Here is a 4,835-nt window from a genome sequence, read left to right as displayed (position 1 = left end):
GGCAAGGGTTTCGGTGGTTCGTTTTCGGGGCCGGTGTTGGGTCGTCGGGGTGTGTTCGCGTTGGGCGGGTTGTCCGCTGGTGCGGGTGTGTTGTCGGCGTGTGGTGGTAATACCGGGCGTGGGGAGGCCGATGGTGACGGTCCGGTGTTGTCGCAGTGGTATCACGAGTACGGGGAGGCCGGGACGCAGCAGGCGGCGTTGGATTATGCGGCGGCGTATCCGGATGCGCGGGTGGGGGTGGAGTGGATCCCGGGTGATTACGATGCGGCGTTGTCGTCGGGGCTGCTGGCCGAGGACGAGGCGCCGGACTGTTTTGAGAGTCATCTCAATCGGGGGATGGTCGAGGCCGGGCAGTTGGAGCCGTTGGATGACCTGGTCGCGGATGTTATCGATGACATTCCGGAGTCGGATCTGGCGCGGAATACGCTGGATGGGACGGTGTACGGGATTCGGATGATCGATGATCCGCAGTACATCGTGTATCGGCCGAGCATGTTCGAGGCGGCCGGGATCGCCGGGCCGCCGGAGACGTTCGATGAGTTGGTCGATATGGCCGTGGAGTTGGATTCCGGTGAGGTCAAGGGCATCGATTTCGGTGAGGCCAGCGGGGCCGACCGGTTGGGTCAGCACATGATCCACAGTCTGGGGTTGTCGTTCATCGGCGCCGACCGGCAGGCGGGGTTCGATGATGCGCGGATGGCCGAGGGGGCGGGGTCGGTGCGTCGGTTGTCGGAGTCGGGGGCGCTGCTGCTGGGGGCGCCGACCGCGTGGTGGGATCCGTCGTCGATGCTGCAGGGGTTGACGGCGATGTCGTGGACGGGCCTGTGGACGATGCCGGCGCTGTTGGAGGGGTTGGGCGATGATATCGGGATCTTCCCGTGTCCGGGCTTCGCCGGGGGGGCGCCGACGGTGTTCAACGGGGGCTGGTCGGCGTTTGTGAACGCGAACGGCCCGAATGTGGAGGCGGCCAAGGCCTTCACCAAGTGGTTGTGGGTCGATCATGAGGAGTTCATTCTGGATTGGTGCCTGTCGTACGGGTTCCATATCCCCTCGCGGTTGTCGCTGCGGGCCCAGGCCGATGAGTTGACCTCGGGGCCGGCGGCGGAGGCGGTGGCGATCGCCGATGAGTTCGGGTGGGCCGAGGATCCGGATTGGACGCCGGCGATGAACACGGCGGTCAACGACATGATGAGCAACATCGTCATCGAGGGGGCCGATCCGGAGGAGGAGTTGGCCGCGGCGGTGGCGACGGTCAACGACGAGCTCGACGGGATCTTCGGGTAGCGGGGCCGGCGGTGACCGAAACCGAAACCGAAACCGAGACCGGCACCCCCGGCCCCGGCCCCGGCTCCGGCTCCGGCCCTGGTGCTGATACCGGGGCCGGGGCGGGCCGGTCGGGGGTGTCGTGGCGTGCCCGGGTCGGCCGGCGTCTGGGGAGCCGGGGCGCGGCGTTCTGGTATTTCGTGGGGCCGTTCCTGGCCGGGTTGGTGATGTTCACCTATGTGCCGGTGGCCTGGTCGGCGTTTTTGTCGTTTTTCGATGCGCGCAACACCGTGACGCCGGCGGCCGAGGACTTCGTGGGGTTCGCCAATTTCGCCTCGATGTTGACCGATGCGAACTTCCTGCGGAGTCTGTGGACGTTCACCCTGTTCGCGGCGATCATCGTGCCGGTCACGTTCGCCGCTTCGCTGGGGTTGGCGTTGGCGGTCAACCGGGTTCGGGTGGCGCGGGCGTTCTTCCGGTCGGTGTTCTTTCTGCCGTTCGCCTGTTCGTATGTGCTGGCCTCGCTGGTGTGGAAGATGTCGATCTTCACCGGGGTGCATTACGGGCTGGTGAACACGGTGCTGGGCTGGTTCGGGGTCGGGCCGATCGCGTGGTTGAACGGGAATGATCCGCCGTGGTTCTGGCTGGTGATCGCGACGCTGCGGTTGTGGATCCAGTGCGGGTTCTACATGATTCTGTTCATCGCCGCGCTGCAGCAGATCCCCGAGCATTTGTATGAGGCGGCGTATGTGGACGGGGCGAAGCCGGGGCGGCAGACGTTCTGGCATATCACGCTGCCGGGGCTGCGGGCGACGTCGGTGGCGGTGCTGATGCTGGTGCTGATCCAGGCCTATCAGGCCTTCGATGAGTTCTGGAACCTGCTGCCGAACTCGGGGAACGTGCCCTATGGGCGGACGCCGTTGGTGTATTTGTTCCATACCTCGTTGGGGACGGTGCAGGATCTGGGTCGGGGTTCGGCCGGGGCGTTGATCCTGGCGTTGTTGATCGCGTTGGTGACGCTGTTCCAGGGCAAGGTCCTGGGCTTCGGCAAACCGGAAGGACGGTGAGGGCGATGGTGGCGGCTGGTGTGAAGGGCCGGCGGCGGCCGGTGGGCTACCGGCCCGGGGCCGGCTCGGCCGCCTCCCGGGCGGCCAACCTGGTCGGCCTGTCGCTGCTGGCGGCGGTGTTTCTGGTGCCGTTCTATCTGATCGTGCGCAATGCCCTGGCCACGACCGAGGAGATCACCGCGCCGGGGTGGATGTGGTTTCCCTCCTCGCCGGCGTGGTCGAACGTGGCCGAGTTGTTCAACGATCCGAAGGTGCCGATGGGGCGGAGTCTGTGGAACTCGGCGGTGGTGGGGGTGCTGACCACGGTCGGGACGCTGTTTCTGTGTTCGACCGCCGGGTACGGGCTGGCCCGGATCTCCCACCGGCATGCGAACAAGATCTTCTATGCGATTCTGGCGACGTTGATGGTGCCCAGCGCGATCACGTTCGTGCCCAGTTTCGTGCTGGTCTCCAGCCTGGGGTGGGTCTCGGATCTGCGGGGGTTGATCATCCCGCCGTTGTTCAACGGGTTCGTGGCCTTTTTGTGCCGGCAGTACTTCCTGAGCTTCCCCAGAGAGCTGGAGGAGGCCGCCCGGGTGGACGGGTTGGGCTACTGGGGTGCGTTCTGGCGGATCGTGATGCCGAACTCGAAGGGGTTCATGGCCGCGATGGCGGTGATCACGTTCGTGACCTCGTGGAATGCGTTCCTGTGGCCGTTGGTGATCGGGCGGTCGCCTGACTCGTGGACGGTGCAGGTGGCGTTGTCGACGTTTCTGACCTCGCAGTCGATCAATCTGCCGCAGTTGTTCACCGCCGCGGCGGTCGCGATCCTGCCGCTGGTGTTCGTGTTCTTGTTCCTGCAGCGGTATCTGGTCCAAGGCGTCGCCCAAACCGGACTCAAAGGCTGAAGCCCTCGAACCCGCCGCTCGATCGCCCCCCGAGAGCAGTGGGGCCGGTGCCCGCCCGGATCGTTGACGGGCGGGCACCGGCGGCGAGCGGTGGGGCGGCTCGGTCGATCTGATCACGGCTGCGGTGGTGTCAGCCGATATGCATCTTGGATCCTTTCGCTCGGCTCGCCTGCTGTTCCGCCCCGTCCGCCGCAGTCCGGCGCACTTCGGTCCCGTCGGCGATGCGTCGGCGCGGAGATCCTACAACGGTTTGTCGAAGGGATTGACTTTTCGTCTCGAGCGTGCTTATGGTGATTCAAGCCTGTCAATACGTCCGACAGGCGGGGTCCGGATCCGCTACAGGAGTTCCACCTCGAACCGCGGGCGGCCGACCGTCGCCCGCAGCGTCCTTGTTAGCGATAACTTTTCATCTTCGCACTCGCTCGCCGACCCCATGATGTTAGCGATCACTTATACACGTCCCATCGATTCGACCCACGAAAGGAGCAGTACATGACCAGCGTCCTATCCCGCTCCGGCGCCCTAGTGGCCGCCGCATGCCTCCTGGTCGCTTCGTTCCTCGTCGCCACGGCGAAGGAAGCGACCGCTCAGGAGTCCTATACCGGGTACCTGATGGCCCACTTCACCGGCGAGAGCTCGAACGGCGAGCAGGTCTACCTGTCGCACAGCGACGACGGGCTGCACTGGAACGACCTCAACAACGGCAACATCGTCCTGCGCTCGACGGTCGGCACCCAAGGGGTCCGCGACCCGGTGCTGATCCGCTCGCCGCAGGGCGACCGGTACTGGATCATCGCGACCGACCTGCGCATCGCCTCGGGAACCTCCTGGGAGGACGCCTCCAACAACGGCAGCACCTCGCTGGTGGTGTGGGAGTCGACCGACCTGGTCAACTGGTCGGACCCCTGGCTGCTCGACGTGGCCGGCTCCATCCCCGACGCCGGGAACGCCTGGGCCCCCGAGGCCGTCTACGACCCCGACAGCGGCGACTTCGTCGTTTACTGGGCGACCCTCTCGACCGTCGACGGACTCAAGAAGCACCGCATGTGGTACGCGCACACCAGCGACTTCCGGAGCGCGTCGACCCCGCAGTTGTACATCGACCGGCCCGGTAACGAGGGGATCATCGACACGCAGATCATCGAGGTCCCCGACAGCACCGGTGGCTGGCGCTACTACCGTGCCTCCCGCGACGACCAGATCACCATCGAGGCGTCGAACTCGATCCTGGGCTCGTGGACGCGACTGGGCGACCTGTCGCATCTGGGGCTGGACGGCGGCGACGTCGAAGGCCCGATGTGGTCGAAGTTCAACGACCGCAACGAGTGGGCGCTCTGGGTAGACCAGTACGCCACCGGCGGCGGCTACATGCCGCTCGTCTCGAACAACCTGGGCGACACCCAGAACCTCCAGACGACCGGGAACTACGACCTCGGCGGCACGCACAAGCGGCACGGATCCATCATGAGCCTCACCGCTTCCGAGGAGTCGGCCGTGCTCGACCGCTGGGGTGGTGGCGGTGGTTCGGTCGTGGAGATCCAAAACCGCTACTCCGGCCTCTGCCTCGATGACTACGAGTGGGGGACCGAGGACGGCGCCGAAGTCCGTCAATGGACCT

At 65.8% G+C, this 4,835-nt stretch carries 4 protein-coding genes; all 4 read left to right on the top strand.

The window, feature by feature from the left end:
* Positions 1–1,284 (top strand): ABC transporter substrate-binding protein (locus CUT39_RS16505; RefSeq protein ID WP_198586829.1); only part of this gene is annotated, 1,284 nt, incomplete at its 5' end.
* 116 nt (positions 1,285–1,400) lie between these two features.
* Positions 1,401–2,330 carry a carbohydrate ABC transporter permease gene (locus CUT39_RS16500; protein ID WP_408611076.1) on the top strand — a complete coding sequence of 310 codons (930 nt, stop codon included), beginning with the start codon at positions 1,401–1,403 and terminating at the stop codon, positions 2,328–2,330.
* 5 nt (positions 2,331–2,335) lie between these two features.
* Positions 2,336–3,217, top strand: coding sequence for a carbohydrate ABC transporter permease (locus CUT39_RS16495; RefSeq protein ID WP_100444068.1), 882 nt, complete (start codon positions 2,336–2,338; stop codon positions 3,215–3,217).
* A gap of 492 nt (positions 3,218–3,709) precedes the next feature.
* A partial coding sequence (locus CUT39_RS20885) for a glycoside hydrolase family 43 protein (protein ID WP_100448557.1) occupies positions 3,710–4,835 on the top strand: 1,126 nt, incomplete at its 3' end.

The organism is Glycomyces xiaoerkulensis (genome assembly GCF_002798405.1).
Taxonomy (GTDB): Bacteria; Actinomycetota; Actinomycetes; order Mycobacteriales; family Micromonosporaceae; genus Glycomyces; species Glycomyces xiaoerkulensis.
The sequence above is the reverse complement of the archived record's forward strand: the minus strand, read 5'-3'. Positions and strand labels throughout refer to the sequence as shown.

What these genes read in the sequence shown, in the direction of transcription:
- CUT39_RS16495 (WP_100444068.1), top strand. Translation starts at nt 2,336, where the DNA reads ATGGTGGCGGCTGGTGTGAAGGGCCGGCGGCGGCCGGTGGGCTACCGG.